A 22,012-nucleotide genomic window follows, 5' to 3' on the forward strand; every position below is an offset into this window, starting at 1 on the left:
ACGGCCTGCGCATTTGCGCCGGCCCGCGAGATATCACGTACGACTACGGGTTCTTCTTCTTCTTCGCGCCCTTCTTCCCGTCGGTCGGCGTCGTCTCGGACGACCATCCGTCGACCACGCCGCTATCGGCGGACGACGCGCGGCGTTCCGGCTCGCGCGGCGCCTGCACCTGCGGATTGGGATTCGTCATTTCCATGATGGCGCGCAGGATGCCCGGCGTGAACATCGACAGCGGATTGACGAGCACCTGCGGCTGCGACATCGAGCCCTGGATGGCGTAGGTGATGCCGAACACGCCCTGGCAGTCGAAGCCGGATACGATCGGCCCGACCAGCGGGATCTCGCAGAACGCCGAGTTGATGCCCTGCAGGGGCACGTAGGTGCCGCCGAGGTTGATGGAGCGGCTGTTGTAGTCGACCTTGCCGCGGATCGAGGCCCCGAGCAGCGGGCCACGAACGTAGGAATCGTCGAGCACGAATTGACCGTGCCCGATCGAGAACGGCGCCTTGAGGCGCTGGAATTCGAACACCTCTCGCTCGACTTTCCGCTTCCGGCTCGTCGTGTCGGGAGGCGCGCTGCCGGCGCTCGAGTAAACCTCCGAGACGATGGGGTCGCCGAGCACGCGGAAATTATCGACCCACAGAACGCCGCTCTTTTCCGCATCGCCCCGCCCCTCGAGGTCGATTTCGAGCCTCAGGCGTCCGCCCTGCACGTTGGGATAGAACCCGACCAGCTTGAAGGCCTGACCGGCATCGTCTGATTCCGCCGTCAGCATCCGCGGCCCATTCGGCTTGAGCCGCACGGTCAGCGTCTTGCCGCCGTCAAAGGCGCCCTGCGCATCGACCTCGACAAGTTGGTCGCCGCGCTCCGAGATCTTCGCCGTGTAGCCTCTGAGCGAGATGCCGGAATGGCCGAGCACGGTATCGATGGTGGCCGAGACATCGACGCCGGCTGCCGGATGGATCTGCCGCACCGGCGCATCCGCCGCCTTGCCGAGGGCGAGCAGCGAACGGAACAGGTCGCGCGCATCGAACGTCGAGCCCTTGACCGTCATTTTCCAGACGCGCTGCGGGTTGATCTTGCCCGAGACCTGCAGCCGCGACACGACGTTGAGCGAGAAGTTCGGGAACGAGAACTCGCTCAAATCCCGCTTCTCGTTCATCGCGACCCAGCCGTCGAGGGCGATGGTGTCGCCGACGACGCGGAAGTTCTTGAGCAGCGTTCTCGCCGGGTCCGAGGTATCGACGTCGCATTCGAGCGACGCAGCGTGCCCCGGTGCCTTCCGCCAGGCGACGGTGGTGAAGAGGAGCTCGGCGTTGGTGAGGTCGGCGCGCACATGAACGTCGGACGGCGCGTCGGTCTTCGGCGTGATGGTGATCTCGACCGGCACGTTGCCCTGCACCAGATGATTGACGTCGAGCCCGAGCTGCGTGCGGTCGGTGTTGTCCAGCGTCGCCGAAATGCGGATCGGCGGCTGCATTTCGGGCGGCGCGTCGAGGATGCGGTGCATCTGGAGCTTGGCGAGCACGCCGTTGAGCATCAGGTCGCCCTTGGCGACCACTCCGGCGTCGGAGGCCTCGATCTCGATCGTGCCGCCCTGCAGGTCGAGGCCCCCCAGCTTGCCCCTTCCCTTGAGGTCGCTGATGCGCGCCTTGCCCTCGGTCTTCACAACGCTTGCACCGCTGACGAGCGGCATGGAGATCGCGATCTCGCCCTCGACCCGCCCGTCCACCCCTTCGATGGGGAGCGGCCCCTGGCCGGCCAGGTTGAGCTGGCTGTGATTGAGCGTATCGATCAGCGTTGCAAGGGAGGTTTCCGATTTCAGCGCGAGCTCCGCAACGGGGGCATCGTGCGTCACGTCGACCACGGTGAAGCGCCCGCCGCTGAGCGGAAGCCGGCCCGTCTCGCTGGCGATGATCTCCGCCTGGGGCACCGTGACCTCGAGGGTGCTGTTCTCGAGGCGAATGGTGGCCTGCGGCGCCTCGATCGGGAGGCTTTTCGGCAGCGGCTCCATCCTGAGGTCCGTGACCTCCATGATGGCCGAGAGCCGCTGCTGGCCGGAGGCGCCGGCAGGGTCGACATTTTCGGCGGGGTCGTCACTTTCGACGAAGCGTCCCGAAAGCAGCTTGAAGGAGGCCGATTGAATGTGCGCCGCTTCGACCTGCGATCCGACCCACGTGCGGGCGGCGGCAGCCACGGCCCGCGGCCAGAGCGCCTTCAGCGTCGCAAGCGGCATCGACGAGAGCGACGCCTCGATCCGGGTGCTCGGTCTGCCTCCGCCGCTGATCACTTCGCCGTTGGCCGTCACCTCGCCGTCGCCCGCCTTGAGGGAAAGCCCGCCGAGCTGCACCACGCCTTCGCTGGGGATGATGCGTCCGCGCGCCTCAAAATCGCCGATGCCGATCGGCGCCACACCGAACTCCTCCGCGGCGAGCGCCCCGCCGGTCGACCGGACGCCGAAATGCCACTGCGGCGCGCCGCCCGCCGAGGGGTCGTTCGCCACCGCGCCCTCGAGCGTGACGTGGCTCTCCCCCCAGTTGAAGGTCGACGGCGCGAGCGTGAGGCGGCGCGCGTCCGCGTCGTAGGCAAGCGCGAGCCGCCCCCCGTCGAGCAGCATCGGCGTATCGGAGGCCGACGGCAGCCGGACGAAGCCATGACCGAGATCGAGCGCCATATTTGCCGTCTTGAGATCGCCGTCGGTGGAAAGCTCGAGTGCGAGCTCGCCGGCGATCGGCGTGTCGAGCATGGCGAGCAGGCCGAATCCGGGGGAGATCTTGGCGAGCGTGCTCGGAACGAGGTCGCGTACCGTCGCGGCGAGCTTGAGGGTATCCCGCCGGCCGGCCTCGTCCATGCGGATCTCGAGCGACCAGGGCCCCTTCTCGGAGGCGATCGTCGCCGTGCCGGAAATGATGCTGCGCCGCTTGCTGTGCTCGAGGTCGACCGCGGCCTCGGGCACGCTGATCTCGCTCATCTGCCCATTGTAGAAGATGGCGACCGTCGCATTGCGGACCCCGAGCTCCCGGAGATGCGATGTGCCGCGCCGCGCGTGCGCCGAGCTTTCGGCCAGAATGCGCGCCACGTCGATGCGGTGGAAGGAGGGGGCAAGCGCGTCGTGCGCGCCGCCGTCGCGCGCCGGTGGCCGGGCGGGCATCGGGCGCGGCGGGACGATGGGCGTCTCCGCGCCTGCCGCGTCCGCGTCCGAGATGCTGAGCGAGAAGCCCTGGGTGTCCGTGTAGGTGACGGTCAGGCGCGGCTCGATCAGGTAGACCCGCGCCGGGTTGGCTTCGAGCCGCCAGAGAGCGCCTTTGTCGAGCTCGACGGCGGCCATCGGCGCAGAGGCTACGACGTCCCCGTCCGCATCGTTGAGGCGCAGGTTGATGAGGCGCAATTCGACCGTGTAGTCCTCGGCGAGCGTGAGCGCCGCGTCGTCGATATCGGCCCTGAACCCGTCGAGCTCCGCGTTGATGCTGGCCTCGATGCGCGTGCTGAAGGACTTGAGCGACACCGGGCCGTGGATGAGGCGCACGTAGATGACGGCGGCGGCGGCGAGCGATAGCAGCACCACGGGTCCGAGCACGAGCGCGGCGAGGTGGGCGATCCGGCCGAGGCGCCGGCGCATCGCGCTCGGGTGCGCGGCGCGGCCCGTGCGCAGCGCCGTGTAGCGCAACCCGCCCGGGGGCCTCGGAGGCGCCGGTTTTCCGCGCGTCGTGCCGGAGCGGTGTGTTGTCATCCCCAAACGGTCTCCGGCCGACGAAGTGCAAGGACGTTTGCGAGGCCCGGCGATATCCGAGGCCCGGCTATCTCAGGAGCGGTCTCGCCCCACAGCGGCGCCCGATTGGCGCCGCGCCCGGACACCGTCTATAAGCGCCGGTCGTGAGCGGAACGGCTTCCGATCGCGCGAGGGGCGTCGCCGCAGCCTGCGCCTCGAAGAACCCGTGGTCCGGAAATGCGGAGAAGCCCAGTGAATCCCTTGTCCGAGCAATGGATGTGTCGCACCAAAAGCGACGAAAGAAAGGCGCGTCCCGATGCTGAAGGAAGGTGATCCGGCTCCGGCGTTCGATCTGCCGTCGGATGGCGGTGGCAGGGCCGGTCTCAAGGCCGTCCGCGGCCGCTGGGTGGTGCTCTATTTCTACCCCAAGGACGATACCGAGGGCTGCACGATCGAGGCCCGGGAGTTCACCGCGCTCGCGGCGGAATTCGGGCATGCCGGCGCGATCGTGATCGGCATTTCTCCCGACAGCCCGAAGAGCCACGACCGGTTCAAGGCCAAGCACGAGCTGGATCTGCTGCTCGCCTCCGACGAGGAGAAGACGGTGGCCATGGCCTACGGCGTCTGGGTCGAGAAATCGATGTACGGGCGGAAGTTCATGGGCGTCGAGCGCGCGACGTTTCTGATCTCGCCGAAAGGCAAGATCGTCCGCATCTGGCGCAAGGTCTCTGCCAGGGGGCATGCCGAGGAGGTGCTGGCGGCGCTCGAGGCGGCCAGGACGTCGGCCTGAGGGCGATGGTCCGGGCCGGACGGCTCGGCACGGCTGTACACAGAAAGACGAGGGGAGGCGGGTGATTCTCTCGGGAGGACGTGGTAGGAGAGCCCTTGGGGATGGTGCCGGACGGGCGTGCTGAAGCACGCCGGTCGGGGGTTGGCTCAAGAGCCGCAGATCACCAGAAAGCCGAATGGCGGTCGGAAATTTCGCGCAGGTACGGCGTAACCGCGGAGGTTCAACGAATGCTGCCTCAACTCCGGAAATCGGACAACGATAGCCCCGCGAGGACGCAGCCAAGCGCCCTGCCGCCGAGCATGCCCAGTATGTCGAGCATGCTGAGCGCGCCGGCGTCTCCGCCGTCCATGCTGGGGTCGAGGCCGGCGAGCGCAGCGTTTCGTCCCGGGAGTTCCTTGATGACGACCGTGATCGGTGCCGACCTTGTCATCCAGGGCAATTTGATGTCGAAGGGCGAGGTCCAGATCGAGGGCGAGGTGCAGGGGGACATCCGCGCCACGCACGTCGTGCTGGGCGAGCGCGCCTGTGTCACCGGGGCCATCATCGCTGAGGAGTGCGTAATCCGTGGCCGCCTGCTCGGCACGGTCCGCGGGCGCCGCGTGCTGCTGCAAAGCTCGGCGCACGTCGAAGGCGATGTCTATCACCAGACCATGGCGATCGAGCAGGGCGCCTACTTCGAGGGCAAGTCGCGCCGGACGGACGATCCGCTCGCCGGCCTCACCCGCGCGTTGCCGGAGCCCACCGAAGCTGCATCGTCCGCCGATCCCGCAATGCCCCCGCCGCTCTCCTGAGCCAGATCCAGCGTCCGGTCCGCATTCGGTCTCCCGGGCCGTATCGGGACCGAGACCGGACCGTCGCCCCTCGCGCCGAGACGCACCCGACGATCTTCGGGGGGACTGCGTTCTTTCGTGTCGAGCGCCGCCGCCCCGAACAGAGGCTGAGCTGTTCGCGCCGGATGGTGTTCTGTTCTTGTTCTTGCCATCTGCAGAATTGGCGAGCTCTGTGGATAAGCTTGTGGATAAATCAAGTATCATATTGATATTATGATATATTTTAACGGACTCTAAGCGCTTGGGGCCGTTGGGAGCAACCTGCTGAGATCGAGGCCGTTCTCCGAACGAAAAGAGGGTGGCCCGTCGGGCCACCCTCTTGCCGGGCATACGATTTACGAGCCGGATCAGGGCGACGGGGCCGGAGCCGGTTCAGGCGCCTCGGGCGCCGGAACGGAGATGGTCGGGATCGGCTGGCCCTGCTCCTTGGCCAGGAAGGTGAGGCCGCCGAAGATCAGCAGGAACACGAGCGCCGTCACGATCGCGTTGCCGAAGCGGTTCGAGAAGGAGAGGAAGTTGCCGATCAGGTCGATGACGAACACCACGCCGGCGGCGATCAGGATGGGCTGCAGCCATCTATAGTCGGCGGGCAGGAACTCTACCGGGCTCGGTGGCACGTCGGCTTGCGAGAGGTGGTAGAGGACGCCGAAGATCACGGCGAACACGATCGCTGTCACGAGCGCGTTGCCGAAGCGGCTGGAGAACGAGAGTGCATTGCCGATCAGGCCGATGACGAACACCACGGCGGTGGCGATCAGTACGGGCTCGAGCCAGACGTAATCGGTCGGTAAGGACATGGTATTCTCCCCCAGTTTCGCGCCTCGGGATTCTGTTTCCGATGGCGGTCAATGCTTACCGCACGGGCCTGCCCTTGTCATGCCGCTTTCTGGCCGGGAAATTCCGTCAAAGCCCTATGGAACGGCGCGCTTTTGAAGCTTTCCTTCGAGCGATGACGACGCGCGCGACATTGCAAAGCAGAACAGCCAAAAGACGGCGCCGGCAAAGAAATATCCCGTAGCCGCCGTTTGTGGCGACGACCATTTGGCATCCGCCTGCACGCTTTGCTCGACAATGCCGATGAGGTCGAAAAGTCCTATAATGAGTACAAGACTTGTATCTTTGAACAGCGAGATGAACGAATTCACGATTCCCGGAATGACGAGCCTTATGGCTTGAGGAAGAATGACAAGTCCCGTTTTTCGCCAATAGCCGAGACCGAGTGCGTCCGCGGCCTCGTGCTGCCCGCGCGGGATCGCCTGCAGTCCGCCGCGAACGACCTCGGCGAGGTAGGCGGCCGAGAAGAGCGCCACGCCGACCAGCGCGCGCAGGAGCTTGTCGATCGTGACGTCCAGCGGAAGGAACAGCGGCAGCATGACGGAGGCCATGAAGAGCACCGTGACGAGCGGCACGCCGCGCACGAGCTCGATGTAGGCGGTCGCCGTCCAGCGTACGAACGGCAGCTCCGACCGCCGCCCGAGCGCGAGCAGAATGCCGAGCGGGAACGAGGCCGCGATCCCGAAGCTCGCGATCACCAGGGTCAGGAGCAGCCCGCCCCACTGGTCCGTCGGGACGACCGCCAGCCCGAGCGCGCCGCCGTAGAGCAGCACGAACGCGAGCACCGGGAATACGAGCAGGAGAAACGCGAGAAGCGCCGCCTTGTGCGGCGCCCGTGGCACGAACAGCGGCACGAGCCCTGCGAGCGCCAGCAGATAGGTGAGATGCACGCGCCACAACTCGGCCTCGGGATAGCGGCCGTAGAGGAAGAGCTGCAGCTTGTGCCGGATGAACGGCCAGCAGGCGCCCGCATCCGGAACGCGGCAGGCCGATCCGTCGCTGCCCGTGAAAACCGCCCGCACGAGCGCCCAATCGAGAAACGCGATGGCGACGTATCCGGCGAGCGCGATCAGGATCAGGCTCGCGAACGCCTGCCCGACGCTCGGAAAGAGGGCATCGCGAATCCGCCTGACGACCCCGCGCGTTGTCCCCCGCCCCTCGCCCGCGATGTTCGCCGGACCCGCCATGCTCATCGCTCCGCCCAGGCCGTGCGCGCGTTGAACCAGTTCATGAGCAGCGCCGTCGCGAGGCTGATAGCGAGATAGACCGCCATCGTGATCAGGATCACCTCGACTGCCTGTCCGGTCTGGTTGAGCACGGTCCCCGAGAACACCGACACGAGATCCGGATAGCCGATGGCGACCGCGAGCGACGAGTTCTTGGTGAGGTTGAGGTACTGGTTGGTGAGCGGCGGGATGATGATGCGCAACGCTTGCGGCAGGATCACCAGACGCAGCGCCCGCCGCCGGCTGAGGCCGAGCGCGGCCGCAGCCTCGCGCTGTCCCTTCGGAACGCCGTCGAGCCCGGCGCGCACGATCTCGGCGATGAACGCTGCCGTATAGGTCGAGAGCCCGATCAGAAGCGCCAGGAACTCGGGCTCGATGGAGAGCCCGCCCTCGTGGTTGAAGCGGCCGAGCGTCGGAAACGTGACACAAGCATCGACCGCAAACAGAAAGACCGCAAGCGGCAGCAGCACGACGCCCGCCCAGCCGATTGGCCGTAGCGGCCCCGTCGCCGTAGCCTTCCCGGTCCGCCGCGTCTGCCGCCAGAGCCACGCCGCGCCGGCGAGCGAGAGGGCGAGCGCCGCTATGAGCAGCCCGCCGCCGGATTCGATCGCAACCCGCGGCAGATGCAACCCGCGCGTATCGAGAACGCTGCCGCCCGGCAGCGAAAGCCCCTCCTGCGGCATTGGAAGCGCGCGCAGCACGGCGACATACCAGACGAGAAGCTGAAGTAGAAGCGGCACGTTGCGCACCAGCTCGACGTAGGAAAGCGCCAGCCGCGACGCGAGCCAGTTCGGCGAGCCCCGCGCGATGCCGAGCGCAAACCCGAGCACCGTTGCGAGCCCGATGCCGAGGGCGGCGACGAGCAGCGTGTTCGTGAGGCCAACGAGGAAGGCTTGCCCGTAGCTGCTCTTGCTCGAGTAGGGGATCAGCGTTTGCGAGATGTCGAACCCCGCCGTGCGCGACAGGAAATCGAAGCCCGAGGCGATGTTCTGCTTCTCGAGGTTTGCCGCCGTGTTGAGCGCGATCCCGACAGCGAACGCAACCAGCAGGAGCGCGAGCAGCACCTGGAAGGCGAGCCCGCGCACGCGCGGATCGTAGACCGCATCGATCCATGTCTTGCGCTCGATTGAACGCTTTGGCGCCGTTCCCTGCATGCGCCTCACCGGACCGGCGGGGCGTACATGAGCCCGCCGTCCTTCCAGAGCGCGTTGCGGCCGCGTGCGATTTTGAGCGGCGAATCCCGGCCGAGATTGCGCTCGAAGCTCTCGCCGTAGTTGCCGACGGCCGTCAGGATCGACACCGCCCAGTCCGGATCGAGCCCGAGCGCCTTTCCGTAGTTGCCTTCGGTGCCGAGCAGGCGGCGGATCTCCGGATTGGAGGACGTACGGTCCGCTTCGACGCTGCGCTGCGTGACACCGAGCTCTTCCGCATTGATCATGGCGAACAGCGTCCAGCGCACGATGTTCGCCCAGACAGCATCGCCCTGGCGCACGGCGGGCCCGAGCGGCTCCTTGGAAATGAAATCGGGCAGCACGAGGTGCGCCTCGGGATCGGGAAGCCGCGAGCGCTCGGCGATGAGCTGGGAGCTGTCGGTCGTGAACGCGTCGCACCGCCCGTTCGCGTAGGCGGCGAGCACCTCGACCAGACGCTCGTAGACGACCGGCCGGTAGCTGAAGCCGCGCGTCGCGAAGAAGTCGGCGAGGTTGAGCTCGTTCGTGGTGCCGCTCTGCACACAGATGCTCGCGCCCCTGAGGTCCTCGGCCGATGTGAGGCCGAGCGCGCGGCGCACCATGAACGCCTGTCCGTCGAAATAGAGGATGCCGTTGAAGTTGAGGCCCAGCGACGTGTCGCGGCTCATGGTCCACGTCGTGTTGCGCGAGAGGATGTCGACCTCGCCCGACTGCAGCGCCGTGAAGCGCTCCTTGGCGTTGAGCGGCACGAATCGCACACGGCGCGCGTCGCGGAAGATGGCGGCCGCCACGGCGCGGCAGAAATCGACGTCGAGCCCCGTCCAGTTGCCGCGGTCGTCGGGTGCGCTGAAGCCGGCAAGCCCCGTGTTCACGCCGCACACGACCTGCCCACGCTTCTTCACGCTGTCGAGCGTCGGCGACTGCGCCGCTGCCGGCAGCGCACCGAGCACGGCGGCAAGCAGCAGGGCCGCAATGGCTGCTGCGATCCATCCGATCCTGCCCGCGTGTCTGGACTCCGGCCTGCGCCGGAGTGACGAGAGCAGGAGGCAGACCGCAGTGGAAGAAATCACCGTCATCCCGGCGAGGGCCGGGATCCAGACACGCATCCCCACGGCGCACATGCCCCGCCGTGGGGACTCGGCGTAGACAGCGTATGTTCCCATCGCACCGTCCATGTCAGTGCCCCAATATCTGCGACAGGAACGCCCGCGTGCGCTCGTGCTTCGGCGCCGCGAACAAGGCGTCCGGCGGGCCGCTCTCGACGATCTTGCCCTGGTCCATGAACACGATGCGGTCGGCGACGGCGCGCGCAAAGCCCATCTCGTGCGTGACGACCAGCATCGTCATGCCCTGCTCGGCGAGCGAGCCCATGACGTCGAGCACCTCCTTCACCATCTCGGGGTCGAGCGCGCTCGTCGGCTCGTCGAACAGCATGATGCGCGGGTTCATGGCGAGCGCGCGCGCGATCGCCACGCGCTGCTGCTGGCCGCCCGAGAGCTGGCCCGGAAATTTGTGCGCCTGGTCGGCGATGCGCACGCGTTCGAGCAGCGCCGTCGCCGCACGTTCCGCATCGGCCCGCTTGACGCCCCGCACCCACTGCGGCGCCAGCGTGAGATTATCGAGCACGGAGAGGTGCGGAAACAGGTTGAAGCTCTGGAACACCATGCCGACCTCGGACCGGATCGTCTCGAGCGTGCGGAGGTCGCGCGTAAGCTCCGTGCCGTCGATGACGATACGCCCGCCGTCGTGCGTCTCGAGCCCGTTGAGGCAGCGGATCAGCGTCGATTTTCCGGACCCGGACGGACCGCAGATGACGATCTTCTCGCCTTCCGCCACCGAAAGCGAGATGTCGCGCAGCACGTGGAAGTCGCCGAACCACTTCTGGACGCCCTCGATCAGAACCGCGGGCGCTCGATCCGCGGGTGTCCCGGCGGGGGAATGGGGAGGGGTGTCGGGCATCGAGTCTCGATGTGTTGCGTCTCGAGTGCGGTTATGCCGAGAGACGCGTCCCCGCTCAATGCTTGGGGCACGCGTGCGCGCGATTGCCCCACCGCTTTCGGGCGAAACTGCACTCAAAGATCGCGCCCGAGGAACAGAAGCTCGTGGCCGTCGCCCTTGGAATGGCCGCGCGTCGCGAACCCGTTGGCAAGGTAGAAGCCGACGTTGCGCGCCCCCCGGCTGGTCACGACATGGACGCCGGGGCAGCCTGCGGCTTGTGCCTGCCGGACGAATGCGGTGACGAGCTCCGCGCCGATGCCGCGTCCGCGCCAGGCCGCGTCGAGATTCACGTGAAGCTGCGCCGGATAGCGGTCCGTGAGCGCGCTGAAACGCGCAAAGTGGGAGAGGTCGGCGAACAGCGGATCGCGCGCCGGGTCATCGAGGCTTCCGACGAGATAGCCGACCACGCGCTGCGCCCCGTCGAGCGCGACCCAGGCGTACTGCGGAAAATTCACGAGATAGCGGCCGAGCCAGCGTTCGCGGAACGCGGCCTTCTCCTCGGCGCTTGCGAACGACTGGCGTGCGCTCGACGAGAAGAACACATGATCGAGATCACCCAGCCATCGGTCGCGCTGAGGCCCCGAGGAAAGCTGGTTCCAGCGGCAGATCTGGACATCGGGCATGGCAGCGGCAGACATGACAGTGTCGCGGGACAGCGCATATTGGGAGCGGTGCCGCCGGCCGCCCAGCTCCATGGCCCCGCCTGATCCCCGCAACCTCTACTCCGCAGCGCCCTCTCTGTTCGACAGAGCCCCACTCGGCAGGGCCCTCTACGCGGCAGCGCCCTCTCTACTACTGGGCAGCGCCCCTCACTCGGCAGCGGTTGTGCGGATCACGTCCGGCGTGGCCGTGGCAAGTGCGGCGACAGCAGCCGACCAATAACGCCCTTCGGCCTCCGCCGCGAGCTTTTCCCGGCGGAACGCGTCGATCCATTCCCAGACCAGCATCGGGTTCGTCTCGGCGAGGGCAGCGAGGTCCTCGGGGGACTTTGCGAGGACGGTGCTGGCAAGGCGCCGGAGCTGGGTGGCCTCGATGACGTCGGGCGCCGGGTCGAAGTCCGAATCGCGGACCCGGCATCCTGTGTGCGCTGTAATGAGCCGATGATGACGCATGGCTGTCGCCTCCATTTGCAGACGATAGTAGCGTCGCCAGCGCCTGCAAATTGGGCAGATCGCAGCACTGTCCACAACTATCCCATGTTGCGGCGCAAGATTTGCTTGACATCTTTTCGTGTGCTTCCGCGAAAGGCGAGCCCCATTTCGACGCCGGTCTGCTCACGGTGACGATAAGCAACCTCAGGCAAGCACAGCCAGAATCGCGCGCGCCCGTGGAAGCGGGCGCGCAACGGGCAGCGCAGCACAAATGGCTGGGAACGGGGCGTAGAAAAATTACTCGCTGGCTGCTTTCGCGGGCCGCGGCGGCCGCCGCAGGAATGCGGGCACGTTTCCGGCAAAGGCGCCGACGGCGGCTTTGCCGGCGTCGCTCTCCTGGGGCCGTGGCGTGCGGGCGCGTGGCACGGCGGGCGCGGGCCGCTCCTCCTGCTTTGCGGCGGCTGCGACCGGCTTTTTCGCCCTGGCCGCCTGAGGCCTGCGGGCATCGTCGGGCCTCCGAGCATTATCGGGCCTGCGGGCTTCGTCTGGCCGACGGGCGTCGTCGTGGCGCGCCTCCTGCTCGGCGCGCGGCACGCGATCCTTGGGACGGGCCCCGTCGCGGGCCTGCTGTGGCGGTGCCGAGCCGGTTCCCGGCTGCTCGCTGCGCCGGGCACCGCCGGATGCCCGCCGTCCGCCGCTGCGCGCACTCTCGCCGCGCCCGCCGCTCTCGCGCTCGGCGCCGGACCGGCCACCGCGTCCGCCGCGGCCCCGGCGGCGCTTGCCGGCATCGGCGAAGTCCTGCTCGGTCGGCGGCTCGCCGATCCAGACCACGTCCTCGCCGAGCATCTTCTCGATGTCCTTGAGGCTCTTGAGCTCGTCGGGCGTGACGATCGACTGCGCCGTCCCTTCGCGTCCCGCCCGCCCCGTGCGCCCGATCCGGTGCACGTAGTCGTCCGACTGCCATGGCAGGTCGAAGTTGAACACGTGCGACACGTCGGGGATGTCGAGGCCGCGTGCGGCGACGTCGCTCGCCGCGAGCAGCATGATGTCGCCGTTGCGGAAGCGGTCGAGCGTCTCCATACGGCTCTTCTGGTCCATGTCGCCGTGCAGCGCCCCGGCATTGAAGCCGTGCTTCAGGAGCGACTTGAGCAGGATCGCGACATCCCGCTTGCGGTTGCAGAAGATGATGGCGTTTTTGACGTTTTGCGTGTGGATCATATCGCGCAGCGTCTCGCGTTTGACCCAATCTTCGCTGTCCGGACAGAAGCGGAAGCTCTGCGTGATGGTCTTGGCCGTGGTGGCGGGCTTCGCCACCTCGATGCGTTCCGGGTCGCGCAGGAACTGATTGACGAGACGCGTGATCTCGGGCGGCATGGTGGCCGAGAAGAACAGGGTCTGCCGGCGCGGCGGCAGGAGATTGCAGATTTTCTCGATGTCGGGAATGAAGCCCATGTCGAGCATGCGGTCGGCCTCGTCGATGACGAGGATCTCGACGCCCATCAGCATCAGCCGTCCGCGCTGGAAGTGATCCAGGAGGCGGCCCGGCGTTGCGATCAGCACGTCGACGCCGCGGTCGAGCTTCCTGACCTGATCGTCCATCGACACGCCGCCGATGAGCAGCGCCACGTCAAGCTTGTGATTGACGCCGTACTTCTCGAAGCTCTGCGCGCATTGTGCGGCAAGCTCGCGCGTCGGCGCCAGGATCAGCGAGCGCGGCATGCGTGCTCTGGCGCGCCCCGTCTCGAGGCGCGTGATCATCGGCAGCACGAACGAGGCGGTCTTTCCCGTTCCCGTCTGCGCGATGCCGAGCACGTCCTGCCCTGTGACAGCCACCGGAATGGCCGCAGCCTGAATGGGAGTCGGGTTCGCATAGCCGGCTGCGGCGATGGCAGCCTGCACCTTCTGGCTGAGCCCCAGCTCAGCGAACGTCTTCGTTTCCAATAAACCAAGTCTCCATCAACGATCTCAGAGTCCCAAGCGCACACATCCGGAACGGACCGATAACGGTCTCCGGGCGCAGCTTCGGAACGACGAGAGCGCAGGGGAAGGACGGATGCCGCAAACGGGCAAATACAAAAATAAGGGCTCGAAAAGGGACAAATGGAATCGCATGAGATCGGTGCCCCTGCGCCCGAGCCGCCGCCGAAATTGCACACGCACTCATAAAAATCAAGAAAAAACAGTAGCTTTCATGCGACGCAAACGTCGCACAAGGAAAAAGAAAAGCCCGCCGCAGCCGCTGCGGCGGGCAATTCCAACGCGATTTCAAGCCTTTTGGCGAGAGCGAGCTCCCTTACCCGGCGGCCTACTCGTCGAGCCAGCGGTAGATGAGGGCGCCGATGACCGCGCCCGCGATCGGGGCGACAAAAAACACCCAGAGCTGGGACAGGGCCTCTCCGCCCGCGAACACCGCCGGTCCCAGGCTGCGGGCCGGATTGACGGAGGTGTTCGACACCGGGATCGACATCAGGTGGATGGCGGCGAGCGTGAGCCCGATCGAGAGGGGCGCGAAGCCTGCGGGTGCGCCCGGGCGCGTCGAGCCCATGATGACGATCAGGAAGAAAGCCGTCAGCACCATCTCGATGATGATGACGCTCGACAGGCTGGCGTTGAGCATCGAGAGGTTGCCGTAGCCGTTGGCAGCGAACGTCGCCGGCGCATGGCCGATGGTCGCGAAAACAGCGGTGACCGCGATCGCCCCGAGGCATTGCGCGATGATGTAGCCGATGGCGTCGCCTGCCTTGAAGCGGCCGCCCGCCACGAGTCCGAGAGTAACGGCGGGATTGTAATGCCCGCCCGAGATATGGCCGATGGCCCGCGCCGTCGCAAAGACCGTGATGCCGATCGACAGCGCGACGCCGACGATGCCGGCCGCTCCGCTCGGTGCTCCGAACGAGTAGAACGCGGCGCCGAGAACCGCGCCGGTGAGCATGAACGTGCCGATAAACTCCGCGGCGAGTGCTTTGATGTTCATTTGTAGAAGTCTCCCTGCTTTTTATTCCCCAGGCTGGCAGCCGCCGATGCGCCGTTCCCTGCGTGCAGGCGTTGCGTGGACGACCTCCTTTCCGGATTGAAGCTGCGGTGCCAGCGCTCGCTTCATATCACGGCGGATGATTCTGAAAATGCCGCCACCCCGGTTTCGCGAGGGCCGTCGGCGACGGGCCGATTCGCGCCAGGAGGAGCGCGGACGAGGACGGCCCATGGCGGAAGTTTCCGCCCGCCGGCGCGGCCGTGGTAGGATTTCGTATCCCGCCGCTGCGTCGGCCGGGGGGCGAGGAAGGAGCCACGCGCATGACGCGACGCGCCGTGAGGATTGCCTGGGTAGGCGTCGGCCTCTGCCTGGTGATCGGCATGGTCGCGAGCCTGCTCACGTTCATCGGCCCGCCCGATCAGCCCTGGAAGCGCAGCCTGCGCGAGCTTTCGACGCTCATGGACGTGGCTGCGCTGCTGTTCTGGATTGCGGTCTTCGCCATCTACTGGTCCCGCAGGAGAAGTCGGGGGCATTAGGCTGTGGCTGGCGCAGGGCGATAGCGGCTTCTGGGGAATCGAAATGGCGCTCGAGATCCTCCGCGTGCCGGGCCACGGTCCCCCGAGGCGCGTCGGCATCGTCCTCGTGCATGGAATCTTCGTTGGTGCGTGGGTGTGGGAGGCTCATTTCCTGCCGTACCTCGCCGCCGCCGGCTACGACGTATACGCCGTGAGCCTCCGCGGCCATGGCGCGAGTTGCGGCCGCGACCGTATCGAAAGCCTGACGCTCGACGACTACACCGCCGATCTCTTGAGCGCCGCATCCTCCGCGCGAGGCCCCGTCGTTGCCGTCGGCCATTCGATGGGAGGCGCGGTCGTTCAGAACGCCATCCGGCAGGGAGCGCGCTTTGCGGGGGCGGCCCTCCTGGCCTCCGTCCCGCCCTGCGGCCTGATGCGTGCCAGCATCGCCATGATGTGGTCCGAGCCGCGGCTCTGGCGCGAGATCTCGGCGATGTTCGTGTGGGGGCCGAGGGCGGCGGACAGGCATGTGCTCCGCGAAGGGCTCTTCTCCAACCGGATCGACGAGCTGGCGTTCGCACGCTTTGCCGCGCGCGTCGGGAAGGAAAGCGCGGTGATCGGCGTCGAGTTGCAGGGCTTGAAGCCCTTCGCGCCGCTGCCGTGGCAGGCCCCGCCCATGCTCGTTGCCGGCGGCAGCGACGACCGTTTCATCCGCAAGGAGGACCTGTGGGTGACGGCGGCCTGGTACGGCGTGGATACGGTGATCCTGCCGGGGCTGTCGCACAGCCTGATGCTGGATCCGGACTGGAAGTTGGCGGCCAACACCCTACTGACATGGCTCGACCGCTTCGAACTCCGTTAGTCCGAAGAACGACCTTTCGTCCGATGCCCCCTAAGCCGACGCTCGCCGCATCAGATGTCGAGGTCTGTCGCGAACGCCGCGCGCTCCTGGATGAAGCGGAAGCGGGCTTCCGGCTTCGATCCCATGAGCGCGTTCACCGCTTCGCCGAGCTCGCCCCGGTCGCCGTCGCCGATCTCGACCTTGAGCAGCGTGCGCTTCCCGGGATCCATCGTCGTTTCTTTGAGCTGCTGCGCGTTCATCTCGCCCAAGCCCTTGAACCGGCTGATCTCGACCTTCGCATTGGCCGCGAACTCGCGCTTGAGCAGCGCATCCCTCTGCGCCTCCGTCGTCGCGTAGAACGATTTGGCGCCGTGCGTGAGCTTGTAGAGCGGCGGCACCGCCAGATAGAGGTGCCCGCTTTCGATCAGGTCCGGCATCTCCTGGTAGAAGAACGTGATCAGGAGCGAGGCGATATGTGCGCCGTCCACGTCGGCGTCCGTCATGACGATCACCCGCTCGTAACGCAGGTCGTCGTCGCGGTATTTGGTGCCCGTGCCCACGCCGAGCGCCTGGATGAGGTCGGACAGAAGCTGGTTCTGCGATAGCTTCGCCGACGACGCGTTGGCGACGTTCAGGATCTTGCCACGCAGGGGAAGAATGGCCTGCGTCTCGCGGTTGCGTGCGCTCTTGGCGGAGCCCCCGGCCGAGTCGCCCTCGACGATGAAGATCTCGGTGCCGGCGGCCTGCTGGATCGAGCAGTCGGCGAGCTTGCCGGGAAGCCGGAGCTTGCGCGTCGCCGACTGGCGGCCGACCTCCTTCTCGCGCCTGCGCTTGAGGCGCTCCTCGGCCTGATCGACGGTCCATTCCAAGAGCCGCGTCGCCTGCTGCGGACTGTCGGTGAGCCAGTGGTCGAAGGCGTCCTTAACGGCCGATTCGACGATGCGGCTCGCTTCCTGCGTTGCGAGCTTGTCCTTGGTCTGTCCCTGGAACTCGGGCTCGCGGATGAACACCGACAGCATGGCCGCCGCCGTGCCCATCACGTCCTCGGCCGTAATCTGCGCCGCCTTGCGATTGCCGACGCGCTCGCCGAATTCGCGCAGGCTCTTGGAGAGCGCCGAGCGGAACCCGTTCTCGTGCGTGCCGCCTTCGGAGGTCGGGATCGTGTTGCAGTACGAGCGGCAGAAGCCGTCCGCATCGCCGACCCACGCCACCGCCCACTCGACGGAGCCGTGCTTGCCCTCGCGCTCGACGTTGCCGGCGAAGATCTCCTTGGTGACCAGCGTCTGCCCGTCGATCTCGGATGCCAGATAGTCCTTGAGGCCGCCGGGGAAATGGAACTCGGCTTCCGCCGGCGTATCGTCCTTGATCAGCGACGGGTCGCAGCTCCAGCGGATTTTGACGCCGCCGAAGAGATACGCCTTCGAGCGCGCCATCTTGAACAGCCGCGCCGGCTTGAACTGCGCGCCCTTGCCGAAGATGGCCTCGTCCGGATGGAAGCGCACGCGCGTGCCGCGCCGGTTCATCACCGGGCCGAGCTTCTGGAGCTTCCCCTGCGGCATGCCGCGCGAGAACACCATGCGGTAGAGCTGCTGGCCGCGCGCCACCTCCACCTCGCAGGTGTCGGAGAGCGCATTCACCACCGATACGCCGACGCCGTGCAGGCCGCCCGAGGTGTTGTACGCCTTGCCGTCGAACTTGCCGCCCGCGTGCAGCGTGCACATGATCACTTCGAGGGCGCTCTTGTCCCGGAACTTGGGATGCGGGTCGACGGGGATGCCGCGCCCGTTGTCGGAGACGGCGAGGAAGCCGTCCGCTTCGAGCCTGACCTCGATCCAGTCCGCATGTCCCGCCACCGCCTCGTCCATGGAGTTGTCGATGACCTCGGCGAAGAGGTGGTGCAGCGCCTTTTCGTCCGTGCCGCCGATATACATGCCGGGCCGCCGCCGCACGGGCTCGAGGCCTTCCAGCACCTCGATGTCTGCGGCGGTGTAGCTCTCGGACGAATCGGCCTTGCGGGCCCTGTTGGACTTGTCGCTCATGCTGTGTGTCAGGCTCGAGAAGAGGTCGCGGATCGAGTGGGCCATGCGTCGTCACCTCGTGCCTTGGCAGGCGTGCCCGGGCGGCGCAACGCAAAACGGACGCGGGGGCCCGAATCTCGTCGGTTTCAAGTTCGCCGACAGGTGGCACGGGCGGCTGTGGATTGGCAAGCCGGGCGTGCTGAGCCGCCACAGCGGCCGCGATTTCCGCCGGCGCCCAGGAAAAGATGCGTCCCCCCAGGAGCTTGCATCCCGTGTGGCGCGTGCGTCGGAACATCGCCCAGCCCCGTGGATTTTGCGATCCTGAGGGCGCGGGGTCTGATATGAGCCTCGTCTCGGGCGCACGGCCCGGCCGGCACAGGGATCGAACCGGGCATGCAGAAACGGCAGCAAGTGGGCGCGGCGCCGCGCACCTCGTGGTTCGGCGCCATTGCGAACGAGCCGCGCATCCTGATGCTGCTGCCCGGCCTGTTCTGGGCCGGAAACGCCATCGTCGCGCGCAGCGCCGCCGGCGAGATTCCGCCCATCGCTCTGGCGTTCTGGCGCTGGGCGGTGGCCGCCCTTCTGATTGCCCCGCTGGCGTGGCCGCACCTCCGCCGCGACGTTCCCCTGATGCTGCGGAGCTGGCCGATCATGCTGGTGCTGACCGCGCTTGGCATCAGCGTCTTCAACACCTTCCTCTACATCGCCGCCCACACGACCACCGCCATCAACATCGTCATGCTGCAGACGGCGATGCCGATCGTGGTCGTCGTCGCGACGTTCCTGATTTTCCGCGACACCCTCACGCGCCGTCAGGCCGCCGGCGTCGTCGCCTCGTTCCTCGGCACGCTGACGCTGATCTCGCATGGCGACCCGGCCGTGCTGCTCGGTCTCGACTTCCATGAGGGCGATCTCTGGATGCTGGCCGCGGCCGTGAGCTATGCGGTCTACACCGCGCTTTTGCGGCTACGCCCGCCGGTGCATGGGGTAAGCTTTGCATTCGTGACCTTCGCGCTCGGCGCGGCCCTTCTGCTGCCGTTCTACGTCGCGGAGACGGCGTGGGTCGGCGCCATGCCGCTCTCGCTCCACGCGCTGGCGGCGATCGGCTACGTCGCCGTGTTCGCATCGATCCTGGCCTACATGGCGTTCAATCGCACCGTGGAGCTCCTGGGCGCCAACACGGCCGGGCTCGTCGTGCATCTGGTCCCCGTGTTCGGCACCGTTCTCGCCGTGCTGCTGCTCGGCGAGCGGCTCTACGCCTACAACCTCGTCGGCTTCGCGCTGATCGCCCTCGGCCTCTGGCTCGCCACCCGCCGGCCGGCGGCGCCTGCGCCGCAACCGTGATCCCGCGTCGCGACTGTGATCAAAGTCACGGACCGCCGCGTCGGCCCGCGCCAGGTTGGGAGATGGACTGCAACGAGGAACGATCATGCCAAAGGACTACAAAGGGATCACGGCGGATATCTCGCAATACGCCGTCGAGCTGAGGAAGGCGGTCCCCGACGCCATGAACGGCTTCTACGCCCTGTCGAAGGCGGCGTTGGCGGATGGCGCGATCGATAAGAAAACCAAGGAATTCATCGCGCTCGCCATCGGCGTGACGCAGCACTGCGACGGCTGCATCGGCTTTCACGTCAAAGCCTTGAAAGGATTGGGCGCGACGCGCGAGGAAATCGCCGAGCTGATGGCCATGTGCGTCTACATGGGCGGCGGACCGGCCCTCATGTACGCCGCCGACGCGCTGCGCGCCTACGACCAGTTCGGCGAATGACACGCCGCCGAGCACATGGCGCGCCCGGCGATGAGCGATGACGCTGGCAAGGCCGTTCAAAACCCCACGTTGTCGATCAGCCGTGTCTTGCCGAGCCAGGCGGCCGCGAGAACGCGCCCCGGCCGCCCGGAGCCCGGAACGTACGGCGCCAGCGTCTCCGCGTCGCGCGCCTCGAGATAGTCGACCTTGCCGAAGCCCACGGTGAGTAGGGCGGCGGCGGCCTCGCGCGGGTCACGCCCGCGCGCCACTTCCGAGATGGCCTTGAAGAGCATCGGCGCGACGTAGCGCTCGTCCTCGCTGAGGTAGGCGTTGCGCGACGAGAGCGCGAGCCCGTCCTCCTCGCGCACCGTCGGCACGCCCTGGATGAGGACCGGCAGCGCCAGGTCGCGCGCCATCTGCCGGATGACGGCGAGCTGCTGGAAATCCTTCTCGCCGAAGAGCGCCACATCCGGCATTGCCGCCAGGATGAGCTTGCAGACGACGGTCGCGACGCCGCCGAAATGATGTGGCCGGAACGTGCCCTCGAGCGGCAAGGCCGCCCCCTCGACGGCGATGCGCGTCGCGAAGCCCTCGGGATACATCTCCGTTACGGCCGGCGCCCAGACGAGATGCGCGCCTGCGCCCGCGAGCTTCGCGAGGTCGCCCCCCTCGTCGCGCGGATAGCGCGCCAGGTCCTCGTGCGGCGCGAACTGCGTCGGATTGACGAAGATCGACACCACCGTCTTGTCCGCGGCCGAGAGCGCTGCCCCGACGAGCGCGATGTGTCCAGCGTGCAGCGCGCCCATGGTGGGGACCAGCGCGATGCGCTGCCCGTCCGTCCGCCAGCGCGCGACCTCGGCCCGCAAGTGATTGATTGTCCGGACTAACTCCACGTGCACCGCTCTCTCGTTGCGTCCCGATTCCCGATTGAGCGCGGGAATTGAGCGGCAAGTGAGGCCGCTGCCGCGCTCCCGTCAAGAGGATGTGAGGCGCACGTGCCACCCTGGCGCGGCGCCATTGTGCAACTCACAGCCGAGCGCCATCTGCTAAAGTGCAAACGCTCGGAGAATCAGGTGTGCTCCCGTCGAGAAGATGGGGCGCGTGCGGGCGAACGTCGGAGCCGGGATTGGGATGGTTGCGCTGAGAAAATCCGAGCTCGCCGGTCTCGCTGCCGGCGACGGCGAGGCGCCGCCGCGCGACGAGATCGCCGCACACCTCCTGACCGACGAGACGCGCCTTGTCGGCGGCCTGATCGAGCGGGCCGTCTTCACCGACGAGGAGCGCCGGCGCACGGGCGAGCTTGCGCGCAAGCTGGTGGAGGCCGCGCGGGCCGACCATGGCAAGCACGGCGGCATCGACGCCTTCATGCACGAGTACGGCCTGTCGAGCGAGGAGGGCATCATCCTGATGTGCCTCGCGGAGGCGCTTTTGCGCATTCCCGATGCCGACACCGCCGACCGCTTCATCGCCGAGAAGATCGCCGGCGGCCAGTGGGAGCGCCACCGCGGCCACTCCGACAGCCTGCTCGTCAACGCCTCGACCTGGGGTCTGATGCTGACCGGCCGCCTCGTCAAGCTGCGGGAGGCGCGCGGCATCAATCCGTGGGACGCGCTGAAGCGGCTCGCGGCGCGCTCCGGCGAGCCCTTCATCCGCCAGGCCGTGCGCCAGGCGGTCAAGGTGCTCGGCGACCAGTTCGTGCTCGGCCGCTCCATCCGCGAGGCCATCCAGCGCTCGGCGCCGTTCGAGGCGCGCGGCTTCCGCTTCTCCTACGACATGCTGGGCGAGGCGGCCCGGACCGAGCACGACGCCGTACGCTATTTCGAGCGCTACATGGCGGCCATCGAGGCGGTGGGCGAGGCGGCGGGCCCCAATCCGCTGTCGCATCCCGATTCGCTGCTCGCGCGTCCCGGCATCTCGGTGAAGCTCTCCGCCCTGCATCCGCGCTACGAGCCGGGCAAGGAAGCCCGGCTTGCCGCGGAGCTCTACCCGCGTCTCCTCGCGCTGCTGCGCGCCGCCGAGGCACGCGGCCTCGCCGTCACCATCGACGCCGAGGAGCAGGATCGCCACGAGCTGATGCTCGATATGTTCGCCCGCGCCTACACCGATCCCGCGCTCGAGCAATGGACCGGCCTCGGGCTCGCGGTGCAGGCGTACGGAAAGCGCGCGATCCCGACCATCCGCTGGCTGCGCCGCCTGGCCGAGCAGGGCGGCAAGCGCATTCCGCTGCGCCTCGTCAAGGGCGCCTACTG

Annotated in this window: 19 protein-coding genes; 7 read left to right on the plus strand and 12 right to left on the minus strand. The window is 67.3% G+C overall.

Annotated elements, in window-relative coordinates; genetic code table 11:
* Nucleotides 1-43: 43 nt before the first annotated feature.
* Nucleotides 44-3,730, minus strand: a complete 3,687-nt coding sequence (locus tag V7082_RS11785) for a YhdP family protein (protein ID WP_334148736.1) — start codon at nt 3,728-3,730, stop codon at nt 44-46.
* A gap of 295 nt (nt 3,731-4,025) precedes the next feature.
* Between V7082_RS11785 and V7082_RS11790 the strand changes: the two genes are divergently transcribed.
* On the plus strand, nt 4,026-4,499 hold the full coding sequence (locus V7082_RS11790; protein WP_334148737.1) for a peroxiredoxin: 474 nt from the start codon (nt 4,026-4,028) through the stop codon (nt 4,497-4,499).
* A gap of 398 nt (nt 4,500-4,897) precedes the next feature.
* Nucleotides 4,898-5,290 (plus strand): bactofilin family protein, encoded by a 393-nt coding sequence (locus V7082_RS11795; protein WP_334148739.1) that lies wholly within the window; start codon nt 4,898-4,900, stop codon nt 5,288-5,290.
* Between the two features lie 386 nt (nt 5,291-5,676).
* Here the strand turns inward: V7082_RS11795 and V7082_RS11800 are convergent, their stop codons facing one another.
* From V7082_RS11800 to V7082_RS11840, 9 genes are all read right to left on the minus strand, one after another.
* Entirely contained in the window at nt 5,677-6,126 is a 450-nt protein-coding gene (locus tag V7082_RS11800; RefSeq protein ID WP_334148741.1) for a hypothetical protein, read from the minus strand.
* A 114-nt stretch (nt 6,127-6,240) separates the two neighbouring features.
* Nucleotides 6,241-7,356: an amino acid ABC transporter permease gene (locus V7082_RS11805; RefSeq protein WP_442909784.1), complete on the minus strand. Its 1,116-nt coding sequence runs from the start codon at nt 7,354-7,356 to the stop codon at nt 6,241-6,243.
* Nucleotides 7,353-8,543, minus strand: a complete 1,191-nt coding sequence (locus V7082_RS11810) for an amino acid ABC transporter permease (RefSeq protein ID WP_334148745.1) — start codon at nt 8,541-8,543, stop codon at nt 7,353-7,355. The genes V7082_RS11805 and V7082_RS11810 overlap by 4 nt, the downstream gene beginning before the upstream one ends.
* Before the next feature lie 5 nt (nt 8,544-8,548).
* Nucleotides 8,549-9,742 (minus strand): amino acid ABC transporter substrate-binding protein, encoded by a 1,194-nt coding sequence (locus V7082_RS11815; protein ID WP_334148746.1) that lies wholly within the window; start codon nt 9,740-9,742, stop codon nt 8,549-8,551.
* A gap of 13 nt (nt 9,743-9,755) precedes the next feature.
* A complete protein-coding gene (locus tag V7082_RS11820) occupies nt 9,756-10,538 on the minus strand; it encodes an amino acid ABC transporter ATP-binding protein (RefSeq protein ID WP_334148748.1) in 783 nt (260 codons plus the stop codon).
* A gap of 113 nt (nt 10,539-10,651) precedes the next feature.
* The gene (locus V7082_RS11825; RefSeq protein WP_334148749.1) at nt 10,652-11,215 is read right to left on the minus strand and encodes a GNAT family N-acetyltransferase; all 564 of its coding nucleotides are present in this window, start codon (nt 11,213-11,215) and stop codon (nt 10,652-10,654) included.
* Between the two features lie 171 nt (nt 11,216-11,386).
* Nucleotides 11,387-11,689: a hypothetical protein gene (locus V7082_RS11830; RefSeq protein ID WP_334148751.1), complete on the minus strand. Its 303-nt coding sequence runs from the start codon at nt 11,687-11,689 to the stop codon at nt 11,387-11,389.
* A gap of 276 nt (nt 11,690-11,965) precedes the next feature.
* Nucleotides 11,966-13,609: a DEAD/DEAH box helicase gene (locus V7082_RS11835; protein ID WP_334148752.1), complete on the minus strand. Its 1,644-nt coding sequence runs from the start codon at nt 13,607-13,609 to the stop codon at nt 11,966-11,968.
* Nucleotides 13,610-13,973: 364 nt separating this feature from the next.
* On the minus strand, nt 13,974-14,642 hold the full coding sequence (locus V7082_RS11840) for an aquaporin (RefSeq protein WP_334148753.1): 669 nt from the start codon (nt 14,640-14,642) through the stop codon (nt 13,974-13,976).
* Nucleotides 14,643-14,959: 317 nt separating this feature from the next.
* On the opposite strand from V7082_RS11840, the gene V7082_RS11845 reads away from it, so the two are divergent.
* Both V7082_RS11845 and V7082_RS11850 read left to right on the plus strand, forming a co-directional pair.
* Nucleotides 14,960-15,175 carry a hypothetical protein gene (locus tag V7082_RS11845; RefSeq protein ID WP_334148755.1) on the plus strand — a complete coding sequence of 72 codons (216 nt, stop codon included), beginning with the start codon at nt 14,960-14,962 and terminating at the stop codon, nt 15,173-15,175.
* 43 nt (nt 15,176-15,218) lie between these two features.
* Nucleotides 15,219-16,016 (plus strand): alpha/beta hydrolase, encoded by a 798-nt coding sequence (locus V7082_RS11850; RefSeq protein WP_334148757.1) that lies wholly within the window; start codon nt 15,219-15,221, stop codon nt 16,014-16,016.
* 50 nt (nt 16,017-16,066) lie between these two features.
* Here the strand turns inward: V7082_RS11850 and parE are convergent, their stop codons facing one another.
* Complete coding sequence (parE, locus tag V7082_RS11855) at nt 16,067-18,079, minus strand: DNA topoisomerase IV subunit B (RefSeq protein ID WP_442909785.1); 2,013 nt, start codon at nt 18,077-18,079, stop codon at nt 16,067-16,069.
* Between the two features lie 327 nt (nt 18,080-18,406).
* Between parE and V7082_RS11860 the strand changes: the two genes are divergently transcribed.
* Together V7082_RS11860 and V7082_RS11865 are read left to right on the plus strand one after the other, a co-directional pair.
* A complete protein-coding gene (locus V7082_RS11860; protein WP_334148759.1) occupies nt 18,407-19,357 on the plus strand; it encodes a DMT family transporter in 951 nt (316 codons plus the stop codon).
* A gap of 85 nt (nt 19,358-19,442) precedes the next feature.
* Nucleotides 19,443-19,784, plus strand: a complete 342-nt coding sequence (locus tag V7082_RS11865) for a carboxymuconolactone decarboxylase family protein (RefSeq protein WP_334148760.1) — start codon at nt 19,443-19,445, stop codon at nt 19,782-19,784.
* A 56-nt stretch (nt 19,785-19,840) separates the two neighbouring features.
* On the opposite strand, the gene panC is transcribed toward V7082_RS11865, so the two are convergent.
* A complete protein-coding gene (gene panC / locus V7082_RS11870) occupies nt 19,841-20,656 on the minus strand; it encodes a pantoate--beta-alanine ligase (protein WP_334148761.1) in 816 nt (271 codons plus the stop codon).
* Between the two features lie 238 nt (nt 20,657-20,894).
* Between panC and V7082_RS11875 the strand changes: the two genes are divergently transcribed.
* The coding region (locus V7082_RS11875; RefSeq protein WP_334148763.1) for a proline dehydrogenase family protein at nt 20,895-22,012 on the plus strand (1,118 nt) is incomplete at its 3' end.

Source organism: Hyphomicrobium sp. (assembly GCF_036833075.1).
Taxonomy (GTDB): Bacteria; Pseudomonadota; Alphaproteobacteria; order Rhizobiales; family Hyphomicrobiaceae; genus Hyphomicrobium_C.

Coding starts and splice junctions, on each gene's coding strand:
- V7082_RS11845 (WP_334148755.1), top strand. CDS start 14,960: ATGACGCGACGCGCCGTGAGGATTGCCTGGGTAGGCGTCGGCCTCTGC.
- V7082_RS11815 (WP_334148746.1), bottom strand. CDS start 9,742: ATGGGAACATACGCTGTCTACGCCGAGTCCCCACGGCGGGGCATGTGC.
- V7082_RS11830 (WP_334148751.1), bottom strand. CDS start 11,689: ATGCGTCATCATCGGCTCATTACAGCGCACACAGGATGCCGGGTCCGC.
- V7082_RS11800 (WP_334148741.1), bottom strand. CDS start 6,126: ATGTCCTTACCGACCGATTACGTCTGGCTCGAGCCCGTACTGATCGCC.
- V7082_RS11840 (WP_334148753.1), bottom strand. CDS start 14,642: ATGAACATCAAAGCACTCGCCGCGGAGTTTATCGGCACGTTCATGCTC.
- V7082_RS11820 (WP_334148748.1), bottom strand. CDS start 10,538: ATGCCCGACACCCCTCCCCATTCCCCCGCCGGGACACCCGCGGATCGA.
- V7082_RS11810 (WP_334148745.1), bottom strand. CDS start 8,543: ATGCAGGGAACGGCGCCAAAGCGTTCAATCGAGCGCAAGACATGGATC.
- V7082_RS11825 (WP_334148749.1), bottom strand. CDS start 11,215: ATGTCTGCCGCTGCCATGCCCGATGTCCAGATCTGCCGCTGGAACCAG.
- V7082_RS11850 (WP_334148757.1), top strand. CDS start 15,219: ATGGCGCTCGAGATCCTCCGCGTGCCGGGCCACGGTCCCCCGAGGCGC.
- V7082_RS11785 (WP_334148736.1), bottom strand. CDS start 3,730: ATGACAACACACCGCTCCGGCACGACGCGCGGAAAACCGGCGCCTCCG.
- V7082_RS11805 (WP_442909784.1), bottom strand. CDS start 7,356: ATGAGCATGGCGGGTCCGGCGAACATCGCGGGCGAGGGGCGGGGGACA.
- V7082_RS11795 (WP_334148739.1), top strand. CDS start 4,898: ATGACGACCGTGATCGGTGCCGACCTTGTCATCCAGGGCAATTTGATG.
- V7082_RS11860 (WP_334148759.1), top strand. CDS start 18,407: ATGCAGAAACGGCAGCAAGTGGGCGCGGCGCCGCGCACCTCGTGGTTC.
- V7082_RS11865 (WP_334148760.1), top strand. CDS start 19,443: ATGCCAAAGGACTACAAAGGGATCACGGCGGATATCTCGCAATACGCC.
- V7082_RS11790 (WP_334148737.1), top strand. CDS start 4,026: ATGCTGAAGGAAGGTGATCCGGCTCCGGCGTTCGATCTGCCGTCGGAT.
- parE (WP_442909785.1), bottom strand. CDS start 18,079: ATGGCCCACTCGATCCGCGACCTCTTCTCGAGCCTGACACACAGCATG.